General features: G+C 53.8%; 11 protein-coding genes. 1 reads left to right on the top strand and 10 read right to left on the bottom strand.

Going from position 1 to position 15599, the window contains the following annotated elements:
* Nucleotides 1-25: 25 nt before the first annotated feature.
* The 10 genes from LLG96_01155 to LLG96_01110 form a co-directional block, all read right to left on the bottom strand.
* Entirely contained in the window at nucleotides 26-799 is a 774-nt protein-coding gene (locus tag LLG96_01155; protein MCE5248805.1) for a WbqC family protein, read from the bottom strand.
* A gap of 6 nt (nucleotides 800-805) precedes the next feature.
* Complete coding sequence (locus LLG96_01150) at nucleotides 806-2224, bottom strand: FAD-dependent oxidoreductase (protein ID MCE5248804.1); 1419 nt, start codon at nucleotides 2222-2224, stop codon at nucleotides 806-808.
* 62 nt (nucleotides 2225-2286) lie between these two features.
* On the bottom strand, nucleotides 2287-3222 hold the full coding sequence (locus LLG96_01145; protein ID MCE5248803.1) for a radical SAM protein: 936 nt from the start codon (nucleotides 3220-3222) through the stop codon (nucleotides 2287-2289).
* Between the two features lie 202 nt (nucleotides 3223-3424).
* Entirely contained in the window at nucleotides 3425-4000 is a 576-nt protein-coding gene (locus LLG96_01140) for a GNAT family N-acetyltransferase (GenBank protein MCE5248802.1), read from the bottom strand.
* Complete coding sequence (locus LLG96_01135) at nucleotides 3997-4950, bottom strand: radical SAM protein (protein MCE5248801.1); 954 nt, start codon at nucleotides 4948-4950, stop codon at nucleotides 3997-3999. The genes LLG96_01140 and LLG96_01135 overlap by 4 nt, the downstream gene beginning before the upstream one ends.
* Nucleotides 4951-4954: 4 nt before the next feature.
* Nucleotides 4955-6121 carry an aminotransferase class I/II-fold pyridoxal phosphate-dependent enzyme gene (locus LLG96_01130; GenBank protein ID MCE5248800.1) on the bottom strand — a complete coding sequence of 389 codons (1167 nt, stop codon included), beginning with the start codon at nucleotides 6119-6121 and terminating at the stop codon, nucleotides 4955-4957.
* Nucleotides 6105-7076, bottom strand: a complete 972-nt coding sequence (locus LLG96_01125) for a GDP-mannose 4,6-dehydratase (protein MCE5248799.1) — start codon at nucleotides 7074-7076, stop codon at nucleotides 6105-6107. The genes LLG96_01130 and LLG96_01125 overlap by 17 nt, the downstream gene beginning before the upstream one ends.
* 119 nt (nucleotides 7077-7195) lie before the next feature.
* Nucleotides 7196-8959 carry a CocE/NonD family hydrolase gene (locus LLG96_01120; protein ID MCE5248798.1) on the bottom strand — a complete coding sequence of 588 codons (1764 nt, stop codon included), beginning with the start codon at nucleotides 8957-8959 and terminating at the stop codon, nucleotides 7196-7198.
* 251 nt (nucleotides 8960-9210) lie between these two features.
* Nucleotides 9211-12006: a hypothetical protein gene (locus LLG96_01115; protein MCE5248797.1), complete on the bottom strand. Its 2796-nt coding sequence runs from the start codon at nucleotides 12004-12006 to the stop codon at nucleotides 9211-9213.
* 285 nt (nucleotides 12007-12291) lie between these two features.
* Entirely contained in the window at nucleotides 12292-13401 is a 1110-nt protein-coding gene (locus LLG96_01110; protein MCE5248796.1) for a DUF5009 domain-containing protein, read from the bottom strand.
* A 347-nt stretch (nucleotides 13402-13748) separates the two neighbouring features.
* Here LLG96_01110 and LLG96_01105 point away from each other — a divergent pair, with 347 nt between their 5' ends.
* A complete protein-coding gene (locus tag LLG96_01105) occupies nucleotides 13749-15362 on the top strand; it encodes a DUF362 domain-containing protein (GenBank protein MCE5248795.1) in 1614 nt (537 codons plus the stop codon).
* Nucleotides 15363-15599 lie beyond the last annotated feature (237 nt).

The raw sequence follows: 15599 nt of genomic DNA, 5'->3' as shown, positions 1-15599 counted from the left end.
CTCCCGAACGCTTCACGGCGCTTTGTTATCCGACACCGCGATATTTTCCCGGTTCGTTAAAGGGGCACCTGCTCGTTGAGAGCATGACCTCGCGGGAACCGGGGCCGCAGTTGAACAGGAGGTCGACCGCCGAAAGATGGCTTACAAAACCCTCGAATGCCTGTGGATATCGGGGGCATTCGTAATTCTGGTAACAGAGCGCGATACCGGCCTGTCCGAACAGGTCATCCTGAAGATAGTTTTGCGCACCGTTCGTGGAAATATAAGCATCACTGCCGAGTTCCTCACATATTTTTATTATCCTTCCGGTTTTGTGTCCTTTTAAACTCAAAGACGATGACCGCACGATGTCGGTGGTGAGCCCCAGCTCGTTTTTGATGAAGGTAATGATTTCGGAATCGAGCTCGAACAACTGTTCCCATGTCCTTGAATAGAGGGATTCAAAAAAGGGGATGTAAACCTTGAAAAACGGCGTTCCTGAATAATACTGAACGAGGGTTCTCAGGTGTTTGACAGCCCATTTTTTCGTATTGTCGACAGCGACATCGAGAATCGGCTGCCCCGCGAGGTTTCTGGTGATCACCGGGACTGTCAGCCATGCCGCGCCTTCCGGAACCCGTATCCGGTTGCGGTTCCGCCATGAATTCTTGTCATACTGGACGTCATCGTAGAGAACAAAAACATCGCAGCGCGCCATGAGCTCGAAAAAACCGATATACGGCATATATCCGGGCTGGAGTATGGATAATATTCTTTTCGGCGGATTTGCCGGATGTGTTTCGGGGCCGATTCCTGTCATGGCTTCTCATGATTCTCCCGGAGCTGCGCTGTGAGCGGCGTCTCCCATGTACGATCGGACAGGTTCCACGCTGTTCAGTCCCATCTGCATGGCAACATGCATGTTGACATAGTTGAATGTACCATTCCTGCCTGTGGTGTGAATGTTCGGGATGGTATCGAGATAGCTCAGAATGACATCGAGATGTTTCCGGTATCCGGTAAGATAAATCGGGTAAGCATACCTCCATGCATAGTGATGCGATTCGGCTATCTCGTGTTTTTTCACGAGGTCCTCGCCGACAAGATCATCGGTGACCGCCCTGCGGAATTCCGCGTCGCCGCGATACGCCTGATCGTCATAATCGCAGACCGTCTCGGCGATAATGAGGGAATGGTTGTCCGGTGCAACCCTGAGGCCGTGGTTCTTTGGCTCGGACAGGCGATTGAATGTCAGGTTCTGATAATAGGTGAAATACCCCGGCCGCACCTGCGGTTTCGAGACCAGCATCCCGGTGAGGGCAATCGACCGGTAGCGGAGATTTTCGCCCGCAGCGAGCACCTCGCGGGGAGTATCGTCCGGCAGGCACCGTACGAGCACGGGAAGAGGAATCGTCGTTACGACAAAGTCGGTATCGAGTTCCCGTTTATCCTCGCCCTGCCTGAGAATGACCGAGCGGACGCGGTTGTTCTCGACGACGATTTTTTCGAGGGATGCGCCGGTCAGCATCGTGCCGCCGAGGGACTCCGTTTCTCCGGCCATTTTTTCGAAAATCCTGCATATGCCCGATTCGGCATAATATATCTTCCCGATCACCGATTCGCTGAGCGGGTGGGAATCGACAAGCCGTGAAAGTCCCAGGGAGGAAAGAACGCTTTTGACAAGACTGAAAATGTCCGATCGCGGAATCCTCTGTGCGCCGAACGAGGCATCGAGCTCGCTGCACGGAACCCCCCACGTTTTATGCGAGTAATCCCGGAAAAAGATTTCATAGAGAACCCTGCCGAATTTCTGAATGAGATAGTCTTCCGTATTCCGGGGCGCGCCGAGACGAAGGCAATCATACCTGATAAACGAGCCGAGGAAGCTCAGTATGGCCTTCAGTGTCAGAAAGGGGGAAAGATTTGCAAGAAGATTCGCCCCCTGAAGCGGATATACGAAATACCGTCCGCGGAATTTAATGTGGATTTTGCTGCCCCGCTCGAATTCGAGGAGTTCCGCTCCCATGAGGTCCTTTATGCGTGCGAGAAGGTCCTGCCGGTCGGTGTGAAAAACATGGGTGCCGAATTCGTAAATGTTATCGCCGTACTTCAGATAAGACGCCATCCCGCCCGGACATTCGCGTTCCTCCACGAGGGTTACCCCGTAACCGGCACGAGCCAGTTCCCATGCTGCGGAACAGCCGCACGGCCCGCCTCCGATGACTGCAACGTTACCGTCCGGCATGGTGCTCCATTTCCCGGTGCGGGCGCTGATGGTTTACACTCATCAGGATAGAAATGAAAGTGCTACTGTTCATTGGTTTCCGTATCGTTGAGAACTTTAAAGTAATTGTATTTCCATGACTTGTACTTCCAGTCGTTGCACTTTGCGCAGAGGGGCATTTCTTCATACCTGCCCCCGAGGATTAAAGCGCGCAGGGCTTCGAATTTCTCGCTGCGCCAGATTTCCCCGATAGTCCGACTGTTGACATTCCCCATATAGAGGCTGTCGGCTACATCGAAATTACAGAACGTGACGTATCCGCTCGCGAGTATGACCATCCTTTCAAAAGGATAAGGGCAGGGCACCCGGTTTTCCGGGGGAAGGTAGGTTTCCGCCGAATACTTGTCTTCCGAAATCTGCCCGTATGTCAGATATTTCCGACGGATAACGTTGTCGACTTTCTTTCGCCAGTAATCCTCGACGGCATCCGGGTCTATCTCATCGGGATTCTCGACAAAACTGACGATTATTTTCGTTTTGCCGCCGGTTTTATCGCGATAGTCGAGCATGGAGCCGATATTTCCGAGAAGAACATCGAAGCTGAGACCCCGCCGGATACGTTCGTACGATTCCCGGTCGGATGCATCAGCCGAAATTTCCAGCGCTTCGACACCGGCATCGATCAGCCGGTGGGAAATGTCCGGTGTCAGGAGCGAACCATTCGTAATGACGCCGACCCTTACGTTTTTCTCTCCCGCGGCATAGACGAGGATATCGGTCAGCCCGGGCATGAGGAACGGTTCCCCGGCCCCGGTAATCCGCATCAGCGGTTTCGGATCGGTGTGCGCGGCGATTTCATCGATGATCTTCCGCAGCAGCTGCCCGCGCATGAATCTGACCCCGTCACGCTGCCTGAGCTTCGGATTCTCGGCGAACCAGCAGTGGACACAGTTCGAATTGCAGACATTGGATACCTGCGGAAGAACCATGAGCGGGAATGTCTCCGAGCCCGTTTTCATGCCGAACGTTTCAGGCAAATGTCGGCGGTATCTTTCGTTTTCGGAATGATTCATTATCTTTGTTTTTTAATCCGGATTTATCTGAGAATATATATAAAAAAAATAATCCACGGAGACACGGAGAAGGGGTAATTCACGAATTACCCCTACATTGTCACATCGGTCAGGTACGAAAATTCAATCCGCGTTCTATCAGATCGGGCTATGTCGGCTCTCCAAATTCGTCGCGGAGAACCGCCATGCTCACCACATCGCGGTAGACGCCGTCGAAGTAGAAATAACTCCTCGCTATTCCTTCCTGCTTGAATCCGCATCCCTCATAACAGCGGACAGCAGCGATATTGTCAACAGCGACAAGCAGGCCTATCCTGTTGAGATTCAGGAAGTTGAATCCGTACCGGACTGCAAGTTTCACCGCCTCGCCGCCGTACCCTCTGCCTCGCTCGCTCTCATCGCCGATAAAAATCGTGATCATAGCCCGCCTGTTGTACGGATCGATTTCATTGATGAAAACCGCGCCCGCCAGACGGTTGTTTTCGACGGCTTCGATGGCGAAACCCACCTTGTTTTTGTCCGTTTTCAGGTTTTCGAACCACATCTCGTGCCCTTCGGGGGTGACCGGCATTATCTTGTTAAGCCCCTTACGGACACTTTCGCTGTTGACCCATATCCTCAGCATGTCGAGGTCATGGTGGCCGATGGCCCGGAGACGGACTATGCCGCCCTGCATGATGGCCGAATCATGGGGGGTGTTTTCCGGTGTTTTGTTATCGTTCATGCGCGGGCTCCTATGGGTTCACGCTGCACGGCGGGGAGTCCGGGATCGTCCGGGAAATAAAAATCGGACAATCCCGCCTGCCAGTCGTCGCACTTCGAGCAGGGTTCGAAGTCAAAATCGAGGGCGCGGTGACGGGCGCGGCGTCTGGCAAGCTCGTTTTTCCAGACAGATTCTATCGACTCGTTACGGATAGTTCCCGCCGGATGCTCGGCGTTCCAGTCGCCGTCACACTGCACGATGGTGCCGTCCCAGTGGATACTGAGCGTTCGCAGGAGCCAGGGGCACGGCATATCGCGGGCTTCCTGGGGAATGATCAGGTTTGCGGCTTCGACACCCCTGCCCCAGCCGAGTTTCTGACGGATTTTCACCGCCGCGCCCCGGTCAAGCCAGAAGGACCTGAATGCTTTTTCCTCATGCTCGTTGAGTTCCTGCACGATGAACTGTACGGTTACTCTCGTATGTTCCCACCGCTGCGCAAGCATCTTCCGCACGTTCGATACGACACGGTCGAAATCACCCCCGCACCGGATTTTGTCGTAGGTCTCACGGGTAAATGCATCGATCCCGACTATTATTTCCGTAAGGTTCAGTTTACCGATGCGGTCGATGGTCTGTTCCGTGAATAACACGGCATTGGTATTCAGCACGATCCGTGCTCCCTTTGCCGCCGCATATTCCATCATTTCAAAGAACCGATCCCCGGCCATGAGCGCCTCGCCCATGATGGCGGGCCAGATATATGTCCCGGGACTTTTTTCCACGATCTCGTCGATAATTTTTTTGAAGAGGGCGAGCTCCATGATTCCACGGGGCCGTGTCTGTGAGGATGAGGGACACATAATGCAGTTCAGGTTACAGATATTCGTCGGCTCGACGATGACATACCGTGGAAAAGGGTAATCTTCATCGGGCAGTGTCTGGCGGGCTTTTTCAAGTCCTGATCTGTTCATGCTCTCATTTCCCGAAACAATCCATGACCGCCGCGCACACGTACCGTACATCACTGTCGCTCATTCCCGGAAACAGCGGCAACGAGAGAATACGGTCGCCGATCTTTTCGGCGTTTTTACAATCCGGCACATGATATTTTTCAAGATAATACTTCAGGGTGTGTACGGCAAGGAAATGGAGGCCGGTCCGTACATTTCTTTCCAGCAGACGTCTCATGAATTCATTTCTGCTCAGACCGGAGCTTTCGTTGACCTTGACCGGAAAAAGATGCCATGCATGTTCATCAGGACAAGAGCCGGTGGCGGGAAGATCGAGTTCTGACACTCCGGAGAACTGCTCGAGATACATCTCGGCAAGCTCCCGCCTCCGCCGGTTGGATGTTTCGAGTTTGGAAAGCTGGACACGTCCTATGGCGCTGAGGATATCGGGGAGATTGAACTTGAGCGCCGGAAATTCAAGGTCGTACAGCGGCAGGTCGTCCCCGCCGTACCGTTTCCATGCGTCGCGGGAAATGCCGTGGAATTTATGAAGGCCTATCCGCCTGTACAATTCTCCGTCATGACAGGTAAGCATCCCGCCTTCGGCCGAGGTTATGTTTTTGATGGGGTGCATGCTGAAACAGGCAACGGCGCCGTGAGGACGGCCAATGGGAACGCCCTTGTACTGTGCTCCTGCCGCATGAGCCGCGTCCTCGATAACCGTGATATTCCTGTTCCCCGCGAGATCGAGAATCGGATCGAGATCGCAGGCAAGCCCACCGAAGTGGACGACGATCACCGCCCGGGTTCTGCCGGTGATTTTAGGCGCGATGGTTTCGGCGGTCGCGCAGACCGTATCATAATCGACATCACAGAAGACCGTTGTTGCCCCGGCTGTCTCGACCACATTCGCCGTTGCGGGCCAGGTGAGAGACGGAACGATCACTTCGTCCCCGGGACCGATGCCCAGACTTTTCAGCGTGATATATAAGCCGGCGGTACCCGATGTTACAGCGGCTGCATAACGGGCCCCGACCATCGACCTGAATTCTTCTTCGAACGCGGCGGTTTCGGGGCCGGTAGTAATCCAGCCGGATCGTAAAACCCTGAGAACAGCTTCCTCTTCCCGATGATCGAAGAAAGGTCTGCTGAACGGCAGGATGTCGGAACGTACGTTAAACGTGTTTTTCATGCGATTCAAAATAACGGATAAACCAGTCCAGGGTTTTTTTCATGCCTTCATGGATTGGCGTGGTGGCCTCGAATCCCAGTAATTTTTTTGCTTTGCTGACATCGGGCACTCTGCGGGGAATGTCTTCGTAACTCAGCCCGTACATTTCTTCATGAGTGATGGAAACGATCTCGCCCTTGCCGTACAGCCCGACAAGGAGCCGGGCAAGCTCCATTACCGATGTCTCGACATCGGTGCCCAGATTCAGGACTTCCCCCTCGGCGGCGGGATTTTCAGCCGCCATGATTATTCCGCGAATCGCATCGTCGATGTAGGTATAACACCGTGTCTGCGCGCCATCCCCGATAACCGTGAGCGGTTTGTTTCTGAGAAGCTGCCCGATGAAAATCGATGCGACTCTCCCCGATTCGATGGAATCGAGCCTCGGCCCGTACACATTGAAGAATCTGAGGATAACCATGCGGAGTCCCTTCTGGGCAAGGGCGAATGCATAGTGTTCTCCGATGGCCTTCGATGTGGAATAACACCAGCGGTCAATCTTGGTAGGGCCGAGAACACGATCGCCGTCCTCGCTGAACGGTATATCGAGCGACCGTCCGTATACTTCGCTCGTGGAGGCAAAAACCATCTTTTTTTCATACTTGTACGCGAGGTTCATCACCAGCATCGTGCCGTTCACATTGACATCGATAACATCATGGGGATTGGCGACATAATGCTGAACCCCCACAAGCGCGGCAAAGTGATAGCACAGATCGCACTCCCATACGACCTTGTCGATGAGGTCCTTGTCGGTGATGCTGCCGCGGTACATCTTCAGATTTTTGTTATTGAGGAGGTGCGCAATTTTATAGTCGTTCTCCTTTGAAATCAGGTCAACGATGATGACCTTGTCGCCGCGCTTGAGATGGGCTTCGGCAAGATGAGAACCGAGAAAACCGGCACCACCGGTAATCAGTACGGTAGCGATAATACACCTCCTATCGTTTATTTTTATTGATCATATTAGCGTTTCGATGCAGTGATGTCAAGCCTGAATTCCTTCTCTGGCGCTCGCCCCGATTTTCCTGTCATTTACCGGGGTATTATCGGCAGCACGATACACGACGGATTGTGTGCATCGTGATAGACTGTCTGCTCCGCTTTCACCCATTCCGTTTCGGTGGCGAAGTTTTTGCCGGTATTCAGGTTCCGGTCGAAACGGGGGAAATTGCTGCTCGAAATTTCCACACGAATACGGTGCCCTTTTTTGAAGACATTGCTCGTTGCCCAGAGATCCAAATGATATTCGTAAACCCTGCCGGGCTCGATTGCGGAGGTATTCGTCGGCCCATCACGGAAACTGGCGCGGATGATGCCGTCGCAGAGATAGATCGCCTTCCCGTCAGGATAGACATCGAGGAGCTTCCCCGTGAAATCGGTATTGACCGCAGAGCTGGCCGCATTGAGAATGACCTCGACGGGGCCGGTGACTTCGGTATCTTTTTGCAGCGGGGGGGTGGTATACACCAGGATGTCGTTACGTTCTTCGAGCGCGCCGTGATCGGTCGGATAATATCTGAAATCGCTGAATGTGCCGCTGTCCGGCGCCGAGGGAACGGGATCGTCGGGATCGTACAGGAAACGATCCGGGGGTTCGTTGCCGGGGACCTTGAGGGCCAGCACACCGTCGCCGTCCTTCGTGTTGGCGCTTCCATTGCCGTGAAAGTAATAGCGTGTGAACTTTGTCCGGGCGAGCGGCCACTCCTTCTCGAAGCGCCAGATGTTGTCGCCCATGACAAAAATCCGGACCGGCGGATCGTCCATAATCCCTGTATTGATCCCCTTGAGGTGATAATCGAACCATCGCAGCATCAGCCCGTTCATATCGGGGACAGCGTCGCTGCCGAAATCCAGATCGCCGATTTTGCTGCCGCTCCATGTCCCATGTCCCCACGGGCCGACAATAATTCTTTGCTTCGAGCGGATATCCCCGGGGATTGCGGGTGCTGTCATCTCCCTATAGTTTTTCAGGTTCTGGCCGGTGAACAGATCATACCATCCGGCTACAATATAAATTGCAGAGCGGATATTCCGGTAATGTCCTTCGAACCTGATCGGCTCCCAGTAGGAATCATCCTCGGGATGGCCGAGGACATCACGGGTATACGGCAGACGCCATCCGGTCTGCGTATCCTGGTCTATACGCGGAAGAAACCGGTCGACCCTGTCGCTTGCAGTATTCATGAAGTCTTTGGAATCGATGTTATACGGCGCGGTCATCATCGTATACCACTCGGTAAACAGCCGTTGTCTTAAAGCCCCGTTCTGGAAAGCGACCGTATAGTTCTCGGTATAGGGGACCGTAGTGAACATCGCCGTAACGTACTGCGACCCTTTGAGCGCCGGCATCCACTGTGTCATACCGACATATGACCCTCCAAACGTGCCGATTTTACCGTTGCACCACGGTTGCTCCGAGACCCACCTCTGTGTGTCGAGCCCGTCGTCCGCTTCGAAAACAACCGGATAGAACAGCCCCTCGGACTCGAACCTTCCCCGGGTATCCTGGATAATTGTCACATATCCCCGCTCAGCCCAGTAATGGCCGCCTCCATTGCCCGCACCGCCGTTTCCATAGGGTGTGCGAGTCAATAGAACAGGGAATTTTCCTTCGGCATCCGGCCGATAGATGTTTGTCGAAAGACGTATGCCATCCCGCATTGTCACCTTGACATCCAGTTCCTCGATGACCTTGTACGTCGGCTGGGAGAGTTCAGCGGCAAAGGGGACCGGTATAAACGAAACAAACAGCAGCGATACAATGAGAAGCGATGTAAAGCCGATACGAGCTTTCATGGCGTCCCTCTCGGATTATTAGGGTGGAATAATATTGTATATATCGATAAAGAAACGATGCAGACTATAAGACAGACTGATAAGCCGATCATTCGCGACATGGTTACCGGGTGATCGAGAGAAATGATCTCGTAATTGCCGGACAATAGCTTTAAAGTTCCATTGCACCAGGACATCTTCAGGGAAAACTGTGTATCTATGCTCCGGTGTGATTCATGTGAATGAATCGGATCGAATGACAGATCATGCCCTTACTTTCTGTCCGAATCGCGTTTTCTGTCTTCCTGCCGTGACCATTTTTCCATGACCGCCGGATCGTCGATCGTCGGATAGTCGCCGAATCCTTTCCAGTCGAATTCCGCATCGAGTGGATCGAGCGCCTTTTCAGGGTCGAAGATACGCCTGTCCACCGGAACGGCTGTATACGCCGTAAAATCAGGCACAGGAGTGAAGAAGTCCGAAAGGTCGTTCGCCCCGGCGTCATACTGGTTGAGAAACGGGATGTCGAGAATCAGTTCCATGGTTTTGATGATGCTTGCGAACGAGGCGTGGACTGCCGATACATGACCCCGTTTTGCATAGGGACTGATGACAAGGAGAATGCTCCGGTGCGCATCGACATGATCGACACCGCCCTGGGGATCGTCTTCGGTCACGAACACCGCCATCTCCTTCCAGTACCGTGTATGGCTCAGAAACTCGATTACCCGGCCAAGGGCAAGATCGTTATCGGCCATGTAGCTTTCCATGAACGGGTAGCCGTCCTTTGGCCGTTCCCCGGCGCCGTGGTCGTTGGGAAGCATCATGGTCAGCACGGGAGGGAGCGTTTCATTCCCCGTTAACCACCGTTCGTCGAATTCTCTGATGAAATTGTCCACGCGGAACTGGTCGGGGACATTGGTATTATAGGTTGCGAATTTCCTGCTCGTCCGTGTCATGAGCGGCTCGGGCACCGGGTAATTGATCGAAATCATCACCCCGGTATACTTCGATGTCATATAATCGCTCCCGGCGAATTCGTACCCGAGGCCGAAATTATAAAACTCGCGGCCGTTTCTGACAAAATGATCCCAGATTGCGCCTTCTTCGTTGTAATCCTCGGGGTATATGGCGCCGGATGATCCGACCATGGCGCGTCGTCCGGGTGCGGTCGATTCGGGGATAAACCGCCGTGTTCCCGAATAGGAATTGGCGGTCGATGTTTCGACCCATTCGTTGGGATACGTTCCCACCATCCAACGGTGACCGTCCGCGGAGACATCGGAGTCGCAATAGAAGTTGTCCGAAAGCCCGAATGCCCGTGCAAGCCTGAGGTGGTTCGGCATGACCGTGACATTGTCGGCGACTCTTGTGCTGTCATTGCTGATAACCGTTCGCGGCCGTCCGAAACGGGCGAGTTCGGGAAGACCGTTTACCGTGTCGAGGGCGCCGAATACCTCATCGAATGTACGGTTTTCCTTGGTGATGAATACGACATGCCTGATGGGGCTTGCATAGAGTCCGCGGGCGGGCGGGACAGGATTACGGTTTTTCGGGCCGGGAATATCTTTGCGCGATGTGGTTTCGAAAACAAAATTATTGTCGATAACCGTTTGTGTCGACGAGTCGAGTGTATGTTCGTCCGCCACATTCACCGCCGAAACCGTGCCGAACATGTTGCGCCCGATGTATGACGGCCTTCCCGTGGGAAATTCGGGGCCGCCGTTCGGTCCGGAGCCGAATCCCTTGGCGCAGGCGATATAGAGCGTGGCGTCATCCGGCGAAAGGCAGAGCTTCGAGGGAAACCAGCAGGCCGGTATACAGCCGATGATCGTGCGGGTACGGGTATCGACGACGCCGACCGCATTGATGCCAGCGAGCGCGACATAAAGCCTCGATCCGTCATGCTTAAGGGCCAGACCGAATGGGATAGCTCCCTTCAGATTTTCAAGCCGTCTGTCGGGTGTAAACGCTATATCCGTAATCAGCGTATCCGCGGATGCATCGATTACGGTCACGGTGTCGTTCGTCCCGTTCGAGACATAAACAAACCTGCCGTCCGTCACAAGCGAGTTGGGGCTTGCGCCGCCGACTGCGGGGATGCCTTCGATTTCTTCACCCACGAGGAATCCCGTTTTGATGCGCGCCGTAACCTTGCCCTTCCCTTTATCCGAAAGGTCGACGGCCCAGACTGACATCGCCGCCGGATCGTTCGGATCGCCAAGACCGGGGACATTTTTACCCTCGACGGTTGTTCCGGTAATCATTTCGGGCGTGTTGTAGCCGAACGCGGGGAAACTGATACCGGTGCTTTCCGGTTTATCAGCCTTGAATCCGGGAATCATCGAATACTCGAACATGCCCACATTGGCAACATATGCCCGTAAACCGTCGGGAGTGACCGCAAGACCGAACGGATAACGGCCGACAGGGACGCTGTCGATGACGGTGAGGGTTCCGGTATCGAGGGATACAAGCCTGAAATTTGCCTGATCGACCACATACAGCACCGAACCATCCGGGGACAGCGCCATGTCACCGAGGTACGAATCATGGTATTCGGCCCCCCGAAATTTCGTATTGACCGAAACCGTTCGCACAACCTTGCCCGTTGCGGGATCGACATCCGCGATGATGCCCTTGTCACCGCCGGAAACGTACAGCTTTCTCCCGTCCGGGGAGAAAACGAGCCCCATGAAGGAAGCGGACAGTATATCGGAGTCCTCGCTGTTTTCTTTGCCAACGATCGAGGGTGATTCGCTGTCGATGTCGTGTATGAGCGTGATGGCGTGGGGGCTGAACGAACTGTTCGCGGTTACCGCGGTGTGTCCGTCCGGGGAAAGCGCAAGCCCGAAAGGATGGGGCGCGACCACAATCGTCCGTCCGGCGGGTTTTATCAGCCGTCCGTTCGGGAGTACGGTTGTTCCGGTCGTATCACGGTTCGTGCGGGCGTTTCCGGCGGGAGCCCGCATAATAACGATCTGTCCGCCCGGGCGCTCACGTCCGCACGAGATCACAAGGAGCGCGGTAACCAGACAGAGAGCGCCGGAGATTGTGTATGTTCGCATGAATTTTTCCTTGTTGAGGCTGGGACAGCTGTTATATTGCTCCGGTGATTAAACAGTGACATTTCTGATTAAGCTTGCTTCGAATATATGCACTTTTTTTGTCCCCCCTTCGATAAGGGGGGATTAAAGGGGGATCTTCATAACCAGTTGAGATATTTGATCCCCCTGTCCTTCGGACATCCCCCTTATTAAGAGGGATTTTCTGCAGAATTGAACATGTCTGTGATTTTAAAAGGTCATGTATAAGTCGTTTTTACATTTAACCACCGATGCAATAACCGAATGTCATGCCTTCAGAAATATCTTTTTCCTGTAGAGGTAATAGAGAAACAGCCATTTTACGGCAAGGACACTGCATTCCTCGAACAGAGGCTTCAGATTTCCGAGATTGTCGGCGAATTCGTAGGTGAATACGGTGACGATCCTCCCGAAATCGAAGAGCGCTCCCGCCACATAGATGGTCAGGGCGTTCATCCCGATGACCACGAACGGGAAGGCCCATGTACGGTATCCCCGGACATCGATCAGCCAGTAAAAGACCGCGAGAAGAATCATGCTCATCCCCCCGGTGAGGGCAACAAAGGAGCTCGTCCAGATAAGCTTGTTGATGGGGAAAACCATGTTCCACAGGAGTCCCAGAACAATGCCTGCAATTCCGGCGATGCAGAGCCCGGCGACCTTTCGGTTTCCGGTGAGCGGCGATCTGAGCCAGTGCCCGCTCAGCACACCGAGCAGGGTTGTCCCCACCGCCGGGAACGTGCTCAGGATGCCCTCATTGTCAATCAGCTCCTGACGGAGCGCGCCGGGGAGAAAGTGACGGTCGATATAGCTCGCAAGGTTGCCTTCCGGGGTGAAAATCCCTGCGCCGTGACCGGGAACGGGTATCCATGTCATGGCGATCCAGTATCCGACAATGAGCGATCCGGCCCAGGCCGCCTGACCACGAATGCCCGTGTTCATGACTATGACCGAGGCAAAAAGGTAGCAGACTGCAATGCGGTGAAGAACGCCGGTATAACGCAGTCCACCGAGTTCATCGATACGTCCGGCTTCGATGAGCATCCCGAAGAAGTACAGTACGAGCGCCCGCTTCAGGACATGGAAAAAGAGCGTTTTCCGTGATTCGCCCCGCTCAATCCGCTTCGACAGGGAAAACGGAAGAGCCGCGCCGACGATGAACAGAAAAAGCGGGAAAATGAGGTCCCACGCGGTAAAGCCTGACCATTCGGGGTGGTGCATCTGATGCTGAATCGCCTGTGCAGCAGGGGAGCCGGACAATGACAGGAAACCGCTGATCACCGTTCCCCCGCCGATTATCAAGAACATGTCGAAACCGCGGAGAGCATCGATCGAAACGATTCGCCCCCCGGGAATTCCCGAAAAAGGCTTCTGCAATTACGTTATCCTGTACGTTGAAAGAGCAATGGCTGCCGGTTTGATACAAACAGTCTTCTCGATTGATAACAAACCGGGTTTACCAAAAATCTACGTAAAATACTACCCACATCAAGCTGAGAGGAAGTCTTTCGATTAAATGTACCATGCGTGTGAACCAGAGTCAATATAAAGCGATTCTTTTTTAGAACGACAGCGTCTGAATTTGACAAGATAATCGCACAGGACATATTTTTTTTGACAATAAAGCGGGGAATTCGTAAACTTATCAGGAACTATCCGGGAAATGTACAAGAACTTTTCGAATACCGGTGCGTCGAAAAGATATGCATGAAAAGAGGAACTGTGTGAGAAGAAGAGATTTTATCCGAAATTCAGCCGGCGTGATAGGTCTGCTCGGCAGTGGTGTGTCTCATGCCGTACAGAACAGCACTTCTCCGGCGCAGCAGGGGTTCGATATCCATCCGTTTGTCAGGTCTCATCCCGAAGCAGTCTTTATCGTCCGGACGAAGATTGAATCAAAAAAAGACGAGAACGGCATCCGCGCCGAAGGGCAGAAACTCGCCCGTGAACTCATCGTGAAAACCGGAAACGGCGGATTTCCCCTCTCGACACTCGTTACGGTAAAGCACAACTGGCACGGTATCCAGCATGTCGACGACCTCCTCGGCGAAAACACCGATCCCAATTTCATCGAGGGATGGATACTCGGCATGATGGATGCGGGACCGCAGAAATACTACGCCAATGCCGCCGATGACCTCGTCAGCGTATTCAAAACGCTGGATTTCAAGGCTCTGGCTCAAAAAAACGGAGTGAACATCGAGGATTACAACAAACACTACTGGCAGGTTCCGGATGGCGCGATCCGCTTCAAGAAAATCCCCGATGGCGTCGTGTTCGATACGATGGGGCATACCACTCCGTACGGCGAGCCGGAAACATTCCTCGTGAACCTTGCCAAGTTAAAGGCTCACTCGATGGGAATCACCGCCACGGTCAAGAATCTCCAGGGCCTGTGTCCCGGTATGTTCAGGCAGTTCTGTACGCCGTACGACCAGCTCCGCAGAAATGCGGGCGATAAATACGGGAATTTTCTCAAAAAGGATTTCGAAAAACATATCGAGGAGCTTTACGACCGCCATGTCCGCGCAGGCATACCACGCTGGGACAAGTCCGCACCCGGATGGCGTTCAGGCAGCGGATACAGCGACGGTATCTGGCAGGAGCAGTGGGTCGAGCGCATGATCGACTCGTTCAGCGTCTCACCGAAAGGGCTCCATATCGTCGAGGGCATTTACGGCATGGATGGCAACGGTTTCGGCGCGGGACCCCACGAAAAAAGCCCCAAAGGATACACCTCGAGGGATTTCATGAGCAACGTGCTGATTTTCGGCCTCGATCCTTTCAGGATAGATATCATCACGCACTGGATGGCAGGCCACGAGCCGGGCAATTTCGGGCTGTTTCACATCGGTATCGAACGCGGCGTATCCGATGTCCTCGACCCGCGCGACATACCGGTCTATTTCTGGGAAAACGGCAAGGCTGTCCCGACAAAACTCGATGATCTCCCGCGCACGCCGCTCAGAACGCTCTACCTGCAGCGCGATTACAAAGGCCAGGATGAGCCCACCTATCACCTCTGCGACGAGCCGTTCGATTATGCGGCGTGGAAGGCGGGAAAACGCACCGGCGAACGCATTCTCCCTGTACGCGAACCGTACAGCCATGATTACGGCGGCATGGCCAGGGAAGCGTCGCTGCCGGGACGTGAGCACGTTTATATGGACATACTCGACCGTGAGGGCAGGATTATCGGGCGTCTTCTTGCGGACGGCGAGCTCGGACCCGGCACGCACCGGGTCGTTTGGGATGGTTTCGCCTCGCCGGGGCTTCACAACGTTTATTTCAGGGGTATGAAGTGGGACGCTGACAAGCAGACGGTTATCAGGGACTAGTCATGAAAATATCCGGTTATCCAGTTAAATCAGCTAACATGATTGATCCCCCTCGGCTTCGCCGTGTCCCCCTTATAAAAAGAAAGGGGGATGATAGTGTCTTGTCCTGAAATAAGTTTACAGAAGAAGGGACAAGGAGTCAAGGATGAAAGAGGGAATGGGAGTGCGGTTTACGGAGGTATTGAAGCTGCATGTGGTGGGAGAGGTTGAGTCTGGGAGGATAAGTCAGTCGGAGGC

The organism is bacterium, from assembly GCA_021372535.1.
GTDB lineage: Bacteria > Latescibacterota > Latescibacteria > Latescibacterales > Latescibacteraceae > JAFGMP01.
The sequence above is the reverse complement of the archived record's forward strand: the minus strand, read 5'-3'. Positions and strand labels throughout refer to the sequence as shown.

Coding starts and splice junctions, on each gene's coding strand:
- LLG96_01155 (MCE5248805.1), bottom strand. CDS start 799: ATGACAGGAATCGGCCCCGAAACACATCCGGCAAATCCGCCGAAAAGA.
- LLG96_01150 (MCE5248804.1), bottom strand. CDS start 2,224: ATGCCGGACGGTAACGTTGCAGTCATCGGAGGCGGGCCGTGCGGCTGT.
- LLG96_01145 (MCE5248803.1), bottom strand. CDS start 3,222: ATGAAAACGGGCTCGGAGACATTCCCGCTCATGGTTCTTCCGCAGGTA.
- LLG96_01140 (MCE5248802.1), bottom strand. CDS start 4,000: ATGAACGATAACAAAACACCGGAAAACACCCCCCATGATTCGGCCATC.
- LLG96_01135 (MCE5248801.1), bottom strand. CDS start 4,950: ATGAACAGATCAGGACTTGAAAAAGCCCGCCAGACACTGCCCGATGAA.
- LLG96_01130 (MCE5248800.1), bottom strand. CDS start 6,121: ATGAAAAACACGTTTAACGTACGTTCCGACATCCTGCCGTTCAGCAGA.
- LLG96_01120 (MCE5248798.1), bottom strand. CDS start 8,959: ATGAAAGCTCGTATCGGCTTTACATCGCTTCTCATTGTATCGCTGCTG.
- LLG96_01115 (MCE5248797.1), bottom strand. CDS start 12,006: ATGCGAACATACACAATCTCCGGCGCTCTCTGTCTGGTTACCGCGCTC.